Below are 14,076 nucleotides of genomic sequence, written 5' to 3'. Positions count from 1 at the left end.
AGGGACATATTAAAATCTTCGCTTTAGCCCACATTAAGTGAGCTATCTAGGCTGATAAGACATTTGGGTGAAATTAAATCAATCCTTTTACAAGGAAGATACTTCCAATGATAACCAACAAGACAGCGAAACATTTCTTTAACATTGCTGGCGATAAGGCATGTGCAGTTTTGGCACCAAATTTTGCTGTTATAAAACTCATCACACTAATGCCAATGAAAGCATAAATATGAACATACCCGATGGTATTCGGCACATTGATCTCTGCAGTCATGCCAAAAACTATAAACCCTATAGCACCAGCTAGAGCTATTGGTAATCCACAAGCAGCAGATGTGCCGACAGACTTTTGCATCACCACCCCATAACGATTCAGATATGGAACGGTCAGACTACCACCACCTATTCCAAAGAGTGCCGATGCAATCCCAATGACACTACCTGCTGCAACTTGCTGACTTGATGAAGGAAGAGCCATTGTTGAATTAACTGCTTTGTTCGAGCCTTTAAACATAGTATACGCCACCCAAATCAAAAATAAGCCGACCATGATTTGAAGATGTAATCCCGGTAACAAACCAGCAATTCCAGCACCTGCAAAACAGCCGATGGCCATGGGTGGAGCTAAATTTTTAAATACAGGCCATAGCACAGCACCATTTTTATGGTGTGCCATTAATGAGCTAATCGAAGTGACAACGATTGTTGCTAAAGATGTTCCTAGTGCCAGATGCATAATGACATCATGATCATAACCCATTTGGGTAAAGACAATAAAAAGTAGTGGCACAATAATCGTACCACCGCCTACACCAAACAGCCCAGCCGCAAAACCAGCAAATGCACCGATGATTAAAAATGTTATAAGTTCCACAATAGACTAACTTTTAAAAAGATGAAGGGATTAAGGGGTTGAGTTAAGCGTGTTCCAACTGACCCACTTGATGATAAGCACGGTTAAAGTACACCAAACTTTCTTCTTGATTACTTTGCTTTACTGCAGTCACACGGCATAAAAAAATACTATGTGTACCGACTTGTTGAATATTCTCAATCTCGCAATCAAAACTGACTAAAGCATCTTCTAAAATCGGCGACCCAGTTTTTAAATCAATCCAATCACCTAGTCTGAAGCGATCTTCTGAGCTGAGCTTGCTTGAAGCAAAAGCATTCGAAAGCTGTTCATGCTGAGTACTCAGTACGTTTACAGCTAAGATTTTATTTTCAACAAAATGTGCATGTGAACGAGAGGACTGATTCATACAGACTAATAGTGTTGGCGGAGTATCTGTGACACTACATACCGCAGATGCAGTAAAGCCATGCATCCCTGCTTCGCCTGAGGTTGTAATCACATTTACCGCAGTTGTAAGTAAAGACATTGCATTTCTAAAGTCTGTTGCTTCAATCATCTCTTTCATCTCAAATATACATATGACGTGTCGTACATTAGACAGAACAAATGATCTTGCGACGATTTGCCCTGATTAATGCAAGACTACGTTTGATTAAGCTTCTAGCTCTTTACGGACAATGGCAGCTCCAGCACTTAAAGCCTCAAGCTTGCCACGTGCCACTTGACGAGAGAGCGGCGTCATACCACAGTTCGTTGATGGATAAAGCTTATCCGCGTCCACAAATTGCAAAGCTTTACGCAGGGTATTCGCGACTTCTTCTGCGGTTTCAACTTGATTAGTTGCCACATCAATTGCACCGACCATGACTTTCTTACCACGAATCAATTCAATCAAATCCATTGGCACACGTGAGTTTTGGCATTCAAGCGAAATAATATCGAGCTTAGATTGTTGTAGCTTCGGAAATGACTCTTCGTATTGGCGCCATTCATTACCCAAAGTTTGTTTCCAATCGGTATTGGCTTTAATCCCGTAACCGTAGCAAATATGAACCGCAGTTTCACATTTTAAACCTTCAAGTGCACGCTCTAAGGTTGGTACCCCCCAATCATTTACTTCATCGAAGAATACATTAAACGCCGGTTCATCGAATTGGATAATATCCACGCCTACTGCTTCGAGCTCTAAAGCTTCTTGGTTTAAAATTTTGGCAAATTCCCAAGCCAATTTTTCACGGCTCTTGTAGTGACCATCAAATAAAGTATCAATCATGGTCATTGGACCAGGCAACGCCCATTTAATTGGCTGATTGGTTTGGCTACGCAAGAATTTCGCATCTTCAACAAATACCGATTGTTTACGAGAAACTTCGCCCACAACAGAAGGTACACTTGCATCATAACGATTACGAATACGCATGGTTTCACGCTTTTCGAAATCCACACCTTCAAGATGCTCAATAAATGTAGTGACGAAGTGCTGACGGGTTTGTTCACCATCACTCACGATATCAATACCAGCAGTGACTTGCTCATGTAATGATAATTTCAATGCATCACGTTTTGCCTCAAGAAGCTCTTCCCCTTCGAGTTTCCATGCAGACCATAGTTTTTCAGGCTCAGCTAACCAAGATGGTTTCGGTAAACTACCCGCAGTTGAAGTTGGGAGTAATAATTTCGGTGGTGTAAGTGCCATGTCTAATCTTCTTTCTCTAAATTCGTGAATCTGTATATCAATTGGATGTTTTAAGCAGCTGTTTCGACTTCGAAATTTTCAGCCCATTTATTTAAAATGTCTTGATAAGGCTTAATGAAATTTTCTTCTGTCCATTTACCTTGTTTGACTGCTAACTCAGCACGTTCTACACGGTCATAAACAATACGAGTTAGTGAGTAGTCGCCATAGCTTAAGCTTGGTTTATACTCCACGCCTGCTGGTGAGTTAGTATTGTAAATTTCAGGACGGTAGATTTTTTGAAAGCTTTCCATAGTTGCAATCGCACTGATCAATTCAAAATCAGTGTAATCACGAAGTAAATCTCCAGCGAAATAGAATGCGAGTGGCGAATTACCACCTTCTGGTTTGAAATAGCGTACACGTAGGCCCATTTTGGCAAAATATTCATCGGTACGTGAATATTCATCATTTTTGTATTCCACACCTAAAATAGGATGTACATTGGATGTACGATAATAGGTTTTAGAGGTTGAAACACTTAAGCAAATTACCGGTTCTTTATTGAATTCTGCTTTAAATACTGCTGAATTCACCAGATGTTTATACAATTTGCCATGTAGATTACCAAAATCTTCAGGTTTTTCACCCACGCCACAACCCAACTGAGGCAATACCACACTGAAGTCATAATCACGCACATAAGATGAGAAGCTATTGCCAATCATACCTTCAATACGTTCACCTGTTTGGTGGTCAATCACCACACTTTTCAGTGTTTCAATAAATGGGAAAGTTTGTCCATTGCCTTCGATATCAATTTCTGCAGAAATGATGTCGATCTCAAGTGAATAGCGATCACCTTTAGGATTATCGACAGTCGCCAAGCTATTAAAACGGTTGTTGATCATCGCAAGTGTACGGCGCAGATTTTCCTGACGACTTTCACCACGAGCCAAATTAGCAAAGTTTGTAGTCAAACGTGTACTTTCTGCTGGCGTATAGTTTTCATCAAAACGGATACGTTTAATTGAACACTCAAATGCTGTACTCATGGAGATTGCCACCTAAAATTTTATAAAAAACTAAATTTCTGAATGGCTGTATTTAAACGTGAATAATAAAGTGAGTAAAACGATATAAATTCAGCTTAAGATGAGAATCCCTCATGTTAAAGCATATTCGCTATTTCAAAGCGATTTAGAATAGATGAGCTAACTTATCCATGCAGTTAATGAGTAGATCACTGGTATACGGATGCGATTCCGTTCACTCAAATGGTGCTCAAGTGAATTTATCTCAACCTAACCTTAGAAAATATCAGCTTATTAGAGGTTTAATTATCAACTCAATCTTTAAAATATAGGGTTTAAATTTAAACCTATATAACCATGTCAAACAAACTTGAACGTCAAAAACTGTCTCTCCCAGCAGGTCACGACAAACTTCTACTTCATTCCTGCTGTGCACCATGCTCGGGTGAAGTGATGGAAACCCTGATTGAATCAGGCATCAACTTTTCGATCTTTTTTTATAACCCCAATATTCACCCTGTCAAAGAATATGAAATTCGTAAAGAAGAAAATATTCGCTTTGCCGAAAAACATAACATTCCTTTTATCGACTGTGATTACGATACAGACAATTGGTTTGCACGCGCCAAAGGTATGGAAAATGAACCTGAAAAAGGCATTCGTTGTACTATGTGTTTTGACATGCGTTTTGAACGTACAGCTTTATATGCAGCTGAAAATGGCTTCAGTCTAATAAGTAGTTCGCTTGGTATTTCCCGTTGGAAAGATATGAAGCAAATCAACGACTGTGGTCATCGTTCAGCTTCACATTATGAAGGGATAACTTATTGGGATTACAACTGGCGTAAGAATGGTGGTGCTGTGCGTATGCTCGAAATCAGCAAAAAAGAGGAGTTTTACCAACAGGAATATTGTGGTTGCGTCTATTCCTTACGTGATACTAATCGTTGGCGTATGAGCCAAGGGCGTGATCGCATCAAAATAGGTGTGAAATTCTATTCAAATGCTCTGGATGATCTAGACTGATTACTTCAGTATTTAGCTATAATCTATATAAATAATTAAGCTTATGGCTAAATTTCAAAATCGATGATCAGATTTTATAGTTCTTAACATATGAATGGTATTGTAAGTTTTTAACCACTCACGTTTAATCACGTCGAAACCTTGTAAACGCCAAAATTGCTCCGCTGCAGGTAAAAAGGGATGTGTATGCAAATACAAGGTTTCTATGCCGTGTTGCTCGGCATGTGTAAATAATAACTGACACAGTTGCGTGGCAATGCCTTGTCGACGATATTCAGGTAGTACAAAAAGTTTGACCACCTCAACAGCACCTTCAGCAATATCCAAATCAAAACGTCCGTCATAGGCACGGTAAGCAATCGTTGCGATAATTTTGGCTTGATTTTTGACCACGATAAAACAGCCTAAAGGACTGTCCACATAGTACTGCTCAAACTGGGCAATATCTTTTGGAATACAAGCACCATACAGTTCTGGAAATAAAAGCTGCCGTGAATATAAAGCAAATTGAATGACAGATTGATCTGCGGATTGCAGTGTTTCATAGGTTAAATTCATTTTACAACCAAGAATGATCAGGGATAACAATGGTCTTGTCTTGAATCATGGCTTCATGAAACTCGACATCGTAGACGCTTTTTAAAAATTTCGGATCGGTGAGACGCGCTTTTGAATCAGGACGAATCACTTCATGTTCACGCATAAAGAACAAATGATCGGCAAATAAAAATGCCAAATTCGGATCATGCATAATGGCGATCACAGTAAAATTCTGCCGTGACAATTGTCGCAGTTTTTTCATCAAATAAGATTGATAATAAACATCCAAATGATTGGTCGGCTCATCTAATAAAATCACTTTCGGTGCTTGCACCAAAATACGGGCAATCATCACCAATTGACGCTCTCCGCCTGACAGCTCGGTATAAGGGCGTTCTTTTAAATGTTCTATATCGAGATCAACTAAAGCCTGATCGACCATGTCCCAATCTTGTTTAGATGGACGAAATCGACTAAATGCAGCCCGACCTGTAATCACCACATCTTTAACTAAAAATGGGAAAACCGTTTTATGGAACTGCGGTAAAAATCCAAGTAGCGCGGCTCTTTCTTTGCCTTTTATCTGTTCTAACGCCCGCCCCGCATAAAGTACTCGCCCATCTATGGTCTGTTCTAAACCTGCCATCAGTTTAAATAATGTGGATTTGCCACAACCATTGCGACCTAAAATCACCGAGAACTGATGCGCTGGAAATTCAAGCTGAATATTTTTTAACACTTGTTTATGCCCATAGGCATAGTTCAACTGTTCAATTCGAATCATGCCCAAGCCGTCCTTTGTGTTTTGATCAGTAATAAGAAAAATGGCGCACCGAGGAGCATGGTGAAAATGCCAATTGGAATTTCAAAGCTGAGTAAAACTCGTGAAAAATTATCAATGAGTAGCAAAAAACTGCCGCCTAAAACCATGTTGGCAGGAATACTGTAACGATGGTCAGGGCCAACCAACATACGCACAATATGCGGCATAAATAGTCCGTATAGACTAATGATGCCTGCGGCAGCCACTGAAGTTGAGGTGCATAGCGTGACCAATACAATCAGTATGAGCTGCTCCCACTTCGGATTTACCCCCACGGCTTGTGCTTCATCAGCTCCCAATGCCATCAGATTCAAGCGCCAACGCATGGCGTATAAGCCCATTAAAGCCACCGTAATCGGCACAACCGCATATTGGACTTTCTGCCACGATGCCTGATGTAAATTCCCCATGGTCCACTGCACGATCGCTTGTAATTTAAAAGGATCACTTAAATATTGAATAATGGTCAGTCCTGCTAAAAACAGACCTGAAACAATCATGCCGGATAAAATCACCATCACCAATGAAGTTTGGATTTCATGCTTTTGCTGGGCAAACACATAGGTTAATGCCACTGCACATACGCCAAAAATAAACGCCGATAAATTGGGCGACAACCAACTCAAAGATAGTGCTAATGCTGCACCAAAGGCGGCACCTGAAGAAATCCCCAGCACATAGGAATCCACTAAGGGATTGCGGAACAAAGCTTGCAAGCCATTGCCGGCTGTTGCCAAAGCAGCCCCGACCATAAAGGTCAATAAGATGCGTGGTAGGCGAATATTGAAGACAATATTTTGCATCAAGCTAAATTGTTGCGCATCAAAATACGCTGTACCCAACATCCACTGGATAAACCACAGTGCATAATCCCCTGCGCTTAATGTTTGACTCGGTCCTAGCAACAGCGACATAAAAATCAGTAGAATCGGCAATGGATAAAACCAGGTGTATTTCAATTTTGCCTTATTCATGACATCAACTCCTTGGCAATTTTCTGACCATAGAGTTTCTCTAAAATTTTGAGTTGCAAGGCTTCAACTGCTAAGTCTGAGGTGTCAGGGTAAATGTGATGATGCAGATAAATCGCAGTCACAAGAATTTTGATGGTATGTGGGTTATAGATAAATGCAGGGCTGAGATTAAACACTTTCTGTTGTTGTACTGCTTTTAGACCTTGCAATTCTTTACGCTGATAAATCAGGTTTGGGTCGGTATTCCACAGTACAATATTGTCAGGATTCCACTCAATCAACGTTTCTGGATTGACATTCGGTTGATTGGTCTCCGTTTTAACCACGTTGTAAGCCCCTGCCAATTCAATAAAATCATTGGTAATCGATTTGCGTCCTGAGGTTGAATAAATTCGTCCACCTGACCATGCGTAATATATTGATTGCTTATATTTTTGCTTTGAGGTTTTGAGTGCCACTTCAGCCAGAAGCACATCTGAAAAATCCAGAATTTCTTTAGCCCGTTGCTCAGCACCTGTAAGCTGTGCAATTTCATACAGCTCTTCTTTCACCTGATCGTAAGTGCCTGATTCCATCACATAGACTGCAATACCAAATTGTCGAAGCAATTGAATGGTTTGTGTTTGCCCACTACCTAAAATCACCAAATCTGGCTTTAATAGCATTAAGCTTTCAATGTTGGTGGCATTTGAGCCTTGTGAAGGTGTAGCGAGTTGCTTATTGGCAATACGTGGATCCATTTTGGAATAAGCATTAAATAACAAGGTCTGTAAATAGACCTCAGCAGGAATCCCCACGACCTTTGCACCCTGCCCCAACATATATAGCCCGTCTAAACCTGATTCAAACAAGGACACAATACGCTGTGCTGGCTGAGCTAGGCAGACTTCGGTCTCTGAGCTATCAACCACACAGTGCGATGTTGGGCTTTGTATTTTTGCTGATATCGGTTGCTCTGTTGCCGTACAACCCAACAGTACACAGCTCAGTAAAAGGACAATAAATCTTTGCATTAGTATTGCCACTGTACCGATAACGCTGCTTTGATCGGCTCACCGGGTTGAATCCATACATGGCTATAACTGGATAGATAATATTCCTCGTTTAACAGATTATGAATATTCAGTTGATAGCGTAAATTTGGATTTGCTTGGTAATAAGCCCCAAGGTTCAATACGGTATAGGCAGGTAAGCTGAAACCATTAGCCGTATTGGTTGGGCTGTCTCCACTCCGTTGCCCGACATAATTGAGGTTGAAATTTAGACCTGCTGCATGTTGCGTATTTTGCCAAAGGTCATAACTTGCCATGACATGTGCACTATGTTTGGGTACGTTGCTCAGTGCTGAGCCTACAGGTAACACGTCATCTTTGCTGACTTTGGCATCCATATAGGCGTAGCCTGCTGACAACATCATCTGGTCATTGATACGATGGTTGAAGTCAATTTCGAGCCCTTTGCTTTTCACTTCACCAACCGCAGCTTCATAGTTTGGATCAATGGCATCCGTCATCAAGACATTTTTTTTGCTCATATCAAACAAGGCGATGCTAAGCATACTGTGATCTTGCCATTGGTATTTCGCGCCGATTTCATAGCTTTTCGCTGTTTCAGGTGCAAACGTCTCCCCTGTACGACCCATGCCATTATTCATGGAAAATGCTTCACCATAATTGCTATATACAGACAGTGCTGGTATAGGACGGTAATTAAGGCCTATGCGTGGGCTAAACTTTTGTGCTGTACTCTGATCCTTGAACTGCGTGCGATGGTTGATGAAGCGCTGTTCGACACGATCGAATCGACCTCCGAATAACACATTCCATTGGTCATTAAAAAAGACCTGATCTTGTACATTCACAGCCATGTACTGCTGACGTTCATCGGAATCGGTATGTAAAGGTAGTTCAGAGCTAAATTGCCCATAAGTGGGATTGTAAATGTTGATCCAATTTGGCTGAGCAGCCGAGTGATTAAGACGCAATTGACGTTGCATAAAGTCCAAACGCCCTGTTTCTGCACCGAGTACCCATTCATGCTGAACATGACCGAGTTGCAGTTGACCAAGTAATTCACTTTGGAGCAGCATATCCTCGGTCTGATAATCACGATGACGACGCTGACGCTCTAATGTTTCAAGGTCGGCCTGTAATTTGCGTGGTTCTGTTGAATAGCCGACCATTTGCGCATCTTTATAACTGATCGCAGCATTCATCTGCCATGCGTCATTGAGCTGATGCTTTAATCGTACTTGATAGAGATTGTCTTTGACGCGCATATCACCATCAGAAGGCTCACCCGTAAAGGTCTTTGGATCCATCAATAACTGGTTGTTGACAGCCGTGATACCACGGTCAAATGTGCCTAAATGCTGGGTAAATTCAGTGTCTAAATCCACTTGGGTATTTTCAGATAATTTCCACGAGAATTGCGGTGCGACAAATAAACGTTGGCTACTGACATGATCACGGAACGACTGATTATCCTCAATGGCAAAGGCCATTCGATACGCCAACGCATCGCTGATTGGCGCGGTCTGCTCTAGACTTAAACGATATTCATCTTGTGTTGTTCCACGCAGGTTAAGCGCTGTTTCAGGCGTCCATTGTGGCTTTTTCGTGGTGACATTTAATGCGCCACCCACCTCGCCACGCCCATACAGTGCGGCACTCGGCCCTTTTAAGAAATCCAGTGATTCAATATTGACCATATCTTTAGGTGCAGAAATGCCACGATTGACACTCAGCCCATTACGAATGGCATCCACCCCCATATTGGGATTGCCTTGGAATCCTCGGAATGAATAGTTATCCCAAAAGCCCCCACCATAATTATTTTGATGCAATACCCCACTCACGATGCTGAGGGCTTGATCCATGCGCTGAATATCTTGCTGCTGGATAACGTCTTGCGACAAATGGCTTTTATTAAACGGGATATCCAATAGATCATGCTGAAATTTGGTAAGCGCTTGAGCGTGCTGTGTAGATTCTGAGGCTAAAGCTGTGCTGAGATAAATCGTATCTAGGGTTTTGACCTGATCTGTTGCAAACACCCCTTGATTGATGCCAGTTAAACCTATTAATAAAGCTACACGAGATCTCAAAAAAACTATCCTCATTTATACGCACAATATTGATGCGTTTACAAATATTGAATTCAAATTGGTGCACTATTCATTAAATCTATGCACTAAAACTAAGCAAATGTTGTTCTGGCATCGCTAGATTAGTTTTGTGTACATTCTTGTATACAAGATATGAATTAGAGGCAAAAAAAATGCCAATTTTTTAAAATTGGCATTTTTTTAATAATTTATCCTAAACAGTCGAAAATATTTTAAGAGTAATTTTCTTCACGTCCTCAATACTATGTAAGACATGATGTTCTGCTAAATGGATCGCCCCATCAGCATCACGAGCTAAAATACATCTAAGTATTACAGCATGATCTTGATAAGCATGCTGGATATCGAATTCACGCATGGCGCCTAGACTGAGCACAATTCGGATTTTTTCACTGATTTCATGATGAATCTTGGCGATTTGACGATTTCCTGCAGCTCTAACCAAGGCACAATGAAAATCTTCACTTTGCAGCACCAATGCTTTGGTGTTCTGGTTATAGTCCTGTTCGTCTACAAGCCATAATCGCTTTAAATTCTGTAATTCTTCAGATTGCTCATGATCCATTACGCATAAACGTTTAACAGCCTCTTTTTCCAAGATCATACGTAAATCAAAGAGCTCCTGATAAAAGGTAAAATCTAAAGGCTTAATTTCCCAACCACTGCGGAAATGCACATTCACATAGCCTTCCTGTTCAAGACGATACAGTGCTTGCCGTGTTGGGGTACGGCTGACCTCATACTTTTCAGAAAGGTCCGTTTCAGTAAAACGTTGTCCAGGTTTGAGCTTAAAGCTAAAAATATCATCCTTTATTTGTTGATAAATCACATTAGCTAAATTGCCAGTGCCTGACTTAATGGGCGTTATGCTCATCCTTAATTCTCGTTTTACATCTATGTAATAAATAAATTATAGAGTCATCATGAGAATTTAAGAATCAGTAAATATTGATATATAGGAAAATAGATTAAATTTTGGCTTTTAGATTTATAGGATAATTTAATTTAAGCCCCTATATAACGCTAATTAATAATTGCATTTCAATACTATAAATCAACCCATACAAGAAATTGAAAAGACTTAAACTTTTCCCAAAAACCAATTTTTCCAAGAACTGGTTCCACGAACTTCAACGGGTACGGTTGCAATCAGGGTATCTTTTAAAACGTCAGTATGTCCTACGGCTTTGGCTAATCGGGCTTTATCAGAGTGAATGCATTCACGATCTCCAAACTCACATCGATCTAATGTGGTGCCACCGCAAGGACCATTTGCAAGTCCTTTAGGACATGTTTCAGGGCAAATATATAAAGTATCAGCCAATCTACATTGACCACAATTTTCGCAGCCCACAACCATATGTTTTGACTTAAATTCGGTTTTTAACAAAGTTTTTGATGCCAACTCATTATCCCAAAAGGACGCTTTAAAAATAAACCTACCTACACCTTTAGAGATTTTGGACTCAAAAAGGGCTTTATGCATGACATGCAAATGATGATATTTAATCAGCTGACCTAATGTCGGTTGACGCGCATCATAAGTTAATTCTGGAACAAACTCATTTCCAGTCTTAATCTGCCAAAGAGATTTCCAGCGTGCTTCTAGTTCCTCTAAATCATCATGTTGATATTGCTCAATATAATTTTGAAGAATCTTCTGTTCTTCTGAATTTTCACATGCTGAAAGATGAACACCATTGAAACCTAAAAGCCAAAAAGCCAAAAAGCCAAAAAGCCAAAAAGCCAAAAAGCACTGTAAACTAGATCCTGAGCTAAAAGTTTACAATCAAGAAATCAATAAAAGAAGAATTGGGATTGAGCATGTATTTGGGACTTTGAAGACCTTCAAAATCCTTGCCGAGCGATATCGTAATCGAGGCAAAAGATTAGGCTTAAGATTCAATTTAATTGCTGGGATCTATACCATGGAACTGAATAAAAAATGACTTATGATAGAACTCTATTATTAAAACCAAGCCCTAAACCAAAACCAAATTGAAATAACTCCCCTGTATCAATCCAAACAAAATTATCACCATCCAAAGATGAAAAATCAATTTCATTAATAGGCTTTTCTCCAAAATCTTTTTTTAGATTATTAATCACTTCAATGTTACTGACCAAAGTATAAAAAATAGAGTTCAAAGTGATATTAATTCCTTTCCCTGGATAACATTTATCCTGAATCCAAAAACTAAATATTCCTAAATTTAATCCATCATTTAATGCAAAAATTACATCCCATTGAACAAAAAAATCATCATTAAACTTTAAAATCATTTTAGTGCCTCTGACTTCCATCCATTTTTACGCAAAATGGCTTTGGTTTTATTATCTAACTTTAAAGAATTTCTGGCACCATCTGAACTGCCAGCCCAATGGTAAGTATTTGAGCCAGTTCCTTCATATGTGAACTGATGAATATTTCCTTTGGAAAGTCAGTCAAACGCCCTTTATTAAAAAACAGCAATCTAAACGAAATTAGTATAGTTTTTTAAGTTAAATCTATTTCCATTTCTTTATGTAGCCCTTTGTCGCACTCTAAAATAAATGGATAAATTTTTTCGGGTTCAGAGTAAATATATTCTAAATAGCTTGCTGGTAACCAATAATATATTTCATAATCACTTTGCCTATTATGAGTCGGAACTAGAAAAGATACATAATATTTTTTCATTCCTTCTTCAATCCCAACACTAAATTTTAATTCTTTTGATACATATATATATCTAAAATTAAATTTCATTTTAATTTCCTATTTTTCTGACCTTTAACATGTCTTTCCTGACCTTTGTTGCATCAATAACAGCCTCTAAACTACCATTAGTAATTTACCCTCAGGAATCCACTGACTATTTGCACCAGCCTCATTACCAGATGGTAGTCTTAAACCTGCAGATCTTGGATTAGATATATCAATCCTTACTAAACTGCCATTTTTAAGTTGACTTTGTGGTATGCCTATTGAAGCGATTGCAAGTTGTCTTTCATTCTCTGTAATTTCCTGACCTGTTAGGAAATGATTCTTCAAACCAACTGCAGCCCAAATTTGTTTCAAAGTAAGCTCATTAGCCAAAGCAAGAGTTCGCTTACCTAAAGTTTTTTCAGGTGTGGGCCCAATACAATTTGTAGTAGCACCACTGACGGAACCTACATCCTGACCTGAACGGACGGCTTCTATATCTTTTATTGCTTGACTTGTGTAACCAATGGTTTCATTTAATAAGCCTGTTACCTGTCCTGATATTTTTAATCGTTAAAATTATTTCACCATTTCTTTCATTTCTGGTGAAGCATCACTTGCCAAAATATTTTTTAGATGTTGTTCTACACAAGCAGAATTACCCGTTTGCACACAATCATTGAAGGCTTTATCAAGCATTTTATCGGTCTTTCTTAATATTGAAATTCCTTGCTCATTACATGCTCTATCATTCGAACTACATTTTTGAAGGTGTTTATTTACAGCTTTAAGAGTAGCTTTGGTTTGATAATTATTCTCCACCGCATTTTGAGCACTTTGACCACTCTGTACAGTCGAAGCCACATCACCAGTACTTGCACCCACGCCAGATGCAACCAAACCAGTAATCGCACTTACCGTTCATTTTTCATCCACTGTTAAATCTTTTGATTCTTGACCATATAGGTATTTAGCTAGTAGAGGTGCTGATGCTTCTGCTCCACCTGCTGCTGCAACTGCCGTTAAAGCATCATTGCCACCTGCTGCTGCAACCGCCGCGCCCAACACAGTGTGCGCTAAAATATGCGCTGCACTTCCTTCACTATCATTTGATTTGAAATATTGTCCAATCTCATAGCTGAGTTTAGAACTTGCTGTTGCGGCTGCTATTCCTAAGCCACTGTTAGTCGGAGCTGATAATTCTGCTGAAATGCTATCGACTAATATGCCTAATGTTTGAAGTTGTTGTTGTTTCTTGTCGAACTCAGCTTGACTCAGTGTTCCTGCTTCCTTAGCTTTTTTTGCTTCATCTAACTTTTTATTAATTTAGCTCTA

17 protein-coding genes and 1 pseudogene are annotated in these 14,076 nt (G+C 39.6%); 2 read left to right on the top strand and 16 right to left on the bottom strand.

From position 1 onward, the window contains the following. Positions 1–73: 73 nt before the first annotated feature. The 4 genes from AC1M9A_RS02345 to AC1M9A_RS02330 form a co-directional block, all read right to left on the bottom strand. Positions 74–874, bottom strand: coding sequence for a sulfite exporter TauE/SafE family protein (locus AC1M9A_RS02345; RefSeq protein WP_481609536.1), 801 nt, complete (start codon positions 872–874; stop codon positions 74–76). Positions 875–917: 43 nt separating this feature from the next. Further along, complete coding sequence (locus tag AC1M9A_RS02340; RefSeq protein ID WP_481608635.1) at positions 918–1,412, bottom strand: flavin reductase; 495 nt, start codon at positions 1,410–1,412, stop codon at positions 918–920. Between the two features lie 96 nt (positions 1,413–1,508). Then, positions 1,509–2,552, bottom strand: coding sequence for a methionine synthase (locus AC1M9A_RS02335; RefSeq protein ID WP_481608431.1), 1,044 nt, complete (start codon positions 2,550–2,552; stop codon positions 1,509–1,511). A 50-nt stretch (positions 2,553–2,602) separates the two neighbouring features. Then, complete coding sequence (locus tag AC1M9A_RS02330; protein ID WP_481609535.1) at positions 2,603–3,586, bottom strand: putative oxygenase MesX; 984 nt, start codon at positions 3,584–3,586, stop codon at positions 2,603–2,605. Positions 3,587–3,922: 336 nt separating this feature from the next. Between AC1M9A_RS02330 and AC1M9A_RS02325 the strand changes: the two genes are divergently transcribed. After that, positions 3,923–4,591: an epoxyqueuosine reductase QueH gene (locus tag AC1M9A_RS02325; protein WP_092766431.1), complete on the top strand. Its 669-nt coding sequence runs from the start codon at positions 3,923–3,925 to the stop codon at positions 4,589–4,591. Positions 4,592–4,645: 54 nt separating this feature from the next. Here the strand turns inward: AC1M9A_RS02325 and AC1M9A_RS02320 are convergent, their stop codons facing one another. The 7 genes and pseudogenes from AC1M9A_RS02320 to AC1M9A_RS02290 all read right to left on the bottom strand — a co-directional run. Beyond that, positions 4,646–5,149 carry a GNAT family N-acetyltransferase gene (locus tag AC1M9A_RS02320; protein WP_481589882.1) on the bottom strand — a complete coding sequence of 168 codons (504 nt, stop codon included), beginning with the start codon at positions 5,147–5,149 and terminating at the stop codon, positions 4,646–4,648. Between the two features lies 1 nt (position 5,150). Further along, complete coding sequence (locus AC1M9A_RS02315; protein WP_481595409.1) at positions 5,151–5,915, bottom strand: ABC transporter ATP-binding protein; 765 nt, start codon at positions 5,913–5,915, stop codon at positions 5,151–5,153. Then, a complete protein-coding gene (locus tag AC1M9A_RS02310) occupies positions 5,912–6,928 on the bottom strand; it encodes a FecCD family ABC transporter permease (protein WP_481609534.1) in 1,017 nt (338 codons plus the stop codon). The genes AC1M9A_RS02315 and AC1M9A_RS02310 overlap by 4 nt, the downstream gene beginning before the upstream one ends. Beyond that, positions 6,925–7,941: an ABC transporter substrate-binding protein gene (locus AC1M9A_RS02305; RefSeq protein WP_481587079.1), complete on the bottom strand. Its 1,017-nt coding sequence runs from the start codon at positions 7,939–7,941 to the stop codon at positions 6,925–6,927. Before AC1M9A_RS02305 ends, AC1M9A_RS02310 begins: the two co-directional genes overlap by 4 nt. Continuing rightward, on the bottom strand, positions 7,941–10,034 hold the full coding sequence (locus tag AC1M9A_RS02300) for a TonB-dependent receptor (protein WP_481609533.1): 2,094 nt from the start codon (positions 10,032–10,034) through the stop codon (positions 7,941–7,943). Before AC1M9A_RS02300 ends, AC1M9A_RS02305 begins: the two co-directional genes overlap by 1 nt. Positions 10,035–10,248: 214 nt before the next feature. Further along, positions 10,249–10,929, bottom strand: a complete 681-nt coding sequence (locus AC1M9A_RS02295; RefSeq protein WP_481609532.1) for a GntR family transcriptional regulator — start codon at positions 10,927–10,929, stop codon at positions 10,249–10,251. Between the two features lie 207 nt (positions 10,930–11,136). Beyond that, positions 11,137–11,766: pseudogene (locus AC1M9A_RS02290) on the bottom strand (methylenetetrahydrofolate reductase C-terminal domain-containing protein); the annotation flags it as partial. Here AC1M9A_RS02290 and AC1M9A_RS02285 point away from each other — a divergent pair. Continuing rightward, a complete protein-coding gene (locus AC1M9A_RS02285) occupies positions 11,756–12,004 on the top strand; it encodes a transposase family protein (RefSeq protein WP_481609531.1) in 249 nt (82 codons plus the stop codon). The pseudogene AC1M9A_RS02290 and the gene AC1M9A_RS02285 overlap by 11 nt on opposite strands. A 1-nt stretch (position 12,005) precedes the next feature. Here AC1M9A_RS02285 and AC1M9A_RS02280 read toward each other — a convergent pair whose 3' ends face one another. From AC1M9A_RS02280 to AC1M9A_RS02260, 5 genes are all read right to left on the bottom strand, one after another. After that, a complete protein-coding gene (locus tag AC1M9A_RS02280; RefSeq protein WP_481595413.1) occupies positions 12,006–12,338 on the bottom strand; it encodes an Imm42 family immunity protein in 333 nt (110 codons plus the stop codon). A gap of 214 nt (positions 12,339–12,552) precedes the next feature. Beyond that, positions 12,553–12,804 carry a hypothetical protein gene (locus AC1M9A_RS02275; protein ID WP_481609530.1) on the bottom strand — a complete coding sequence of 84 codons (252 nt, stop codon included), beginning with the start codon at positions 12,802–12,804 and terminating at the stop codon, positions 12,553–12,555. A 66-nt stretch (positions 12,805–12,870) separates the two neighbouring features. Continuing rightward, entirely contained in the window at positions 12,871–13,116 is a 246-nt protein-coding gene (locus tag AC1M9A_RS02270; RefSeq protein WP_481609529.1) for a hypothetical protein, read from the bottom strand. Positions 13,117–13,320: 204 nt separating this feature from the next. Further along, positions 13,321–13,641, bottom strand: coding sequence for a VENN motif pre-toxin domain-containing protein (locus AC1M9A_RS02265; protein WP_481609528.1), 321 nt, complete (start codon positions 13,639–13,641; stop codon positions 13,321–13,323). A 21-nt stretch (positions 13,642–13,662) separates the two neighbouring features. Further along, positions 13,663–13,809 (bottom strand): hypothetical protein, encoded by a 147-nt coding sequence (locus AC1M9A_RS02260; RefSeq protein ID WP_481609527.1) that lies wholly within the window; start codon positions 13,807–13,809, stop codon positions 13,663–13,665. Between the last annotated feature and the right edge of the window lie 267 nt (positions 13,810–14,076).

This window comes from Acinetobacter sp. ANC_7634, from assembly GCF_056779875.1.
Note: the sequence above shows the minus strand (reverse complement) of the source record. Positions and strands in the feature narration are given on the sequence as shown.

Bases quoted from the DNA above. Each gene is read 5' to 3' on its own strand.
- AC1M9A_RS02305 (WP_481587079.1), bottom strand. From the start codon at position 7,941: ATGCAAAGATTTATTGTCCTTTTACTGAGCTGTGTACTGTTGGGTTGT.
- AC1M9A_RS02325 (WP_092766431.1), top strand. From the start codon at position 3,923: ATGTCAAACAAACTTGAACGTCAAAAACTGTCTCTCCCAGCAGGTCAC.
- AC1M9A_RS02330 (WP_481609535.1), bottom strand. From the start codon at position 3,586: ATGAGTACAGCATTTGAGTGTTCAATTAAACGTATCCGTTTTGATGAA.
- AC1M9A_RS02275 (WP_481609530.1), bottom strand. From the start codon at position 12,804: ATGAAATTTAATTTTAGATATATATATGTATCAAAAGAATTAAAATTT.
- AC1M9A_RS02340 (WP_481608635.1), bottom strand. From the start codon at position 1,412: ATGATTGAAGCAACAGACTTTAGAAATGCAATGTCTTTACTTACAACT.
- AC1M9A_RS02295 (WP_481609532.1), bottom strand. From the start codon at position 10,929: ATGAGCATAACGCCCATTAAGTCAGGCACTGGCAATTTAGCTAATGTG.
- AC1M9A_RS02320 (WP_481589882.1), bottom strand. From the start codon at position 5,149: ATGAATTTAACCTATGAAACACTGCAATCCGCAGATCAATCTGTCATT.
- AC1M9A_RS02315 (WP_481595409.1), bottom strand. From the start codon at position 5,915: ATGATTCGAATTGAACAGTTGAACTATGCCTATGGGCATAAACAAGTG.
- AC1M9A_RS02280 (WP_481595413.1), bottom strand. From the start codon at position 12,338: ATGATTTTAAAGTTTAATGATGATTTTTTTGTTCAATGGGATGTAATT.
- AC1M9A_RS02335 (WP_481608431.1), bottom strand. From the start codon at position 2,552: ATGGCACTTACACCACCGAAATTATTACTCCCAACTTCAACTGCGGGT.
- AC1M9A_RS02310 (WP_481609534.1), bottom strand. From the start codon at position 6,928: ATGAATAAGGCAAAATTGAAATACACCTGGTTTTATCCATTGCCGATT.